Source organism: Neisseria sp. P0008.S010, from assembly GCF_051962715.1.
In the GTDB taxonomy this organism is placed as follows: Bacteria; Pseudomonadota; Gammaproteobacteria; order Burkholderiales; family Neisseriaceae; genus Neisseria; species Neisseria elongata.
In genome coordinates this window covers 1-338 of the sequence record NZ_JBQCVA010000215.1, presented here as the reverse complement: position 1 = coordinate 338, position 338 = coordinate 1, and the positions used below count along the sequence as shown (strand labels likewise).

The window sequence follows — 338 nt, the reverse complement described above, 5'->3', positions numbered from 1 at the left end:
GACTACTAGGGTATCTAATCCTGTTTGCTCCCCACGCTTTCGTGCCTCAACGTCAGTTTTAAGCCAGGTGGCCGCCTTCGCCACTAGTGTTCCTCCTGATCTCTACGCATTTCACCGCTACACCAGGAATTCCACCACCCTCTCCAAGACTCCAAGTCCGCCAGTATCAGATGCCATTCCCAGGTTGAGCCCGGGGCTTTCACATCCGACTTAACAGACCACCTACGCACCCTTTACGCCCAGTAAGTCCGATTAACGCTTGCACCCTTCGTATTACCGCGGCTGCTGGCACGAAGTTAGCCGCTGCTTATTCTTCCGGTACCGTCATCCACACTGGT

At 54.4% G+C, this 338-nt stretch carries 1 rRNA gene; it reads right to left on the bottom strand.

The features are described from left to right. A 16S ribosomal RNA gene (locus tag ACTHSL_RS13280) occupies positions 1-338 on the bottom strand; the annotation flags it as partial.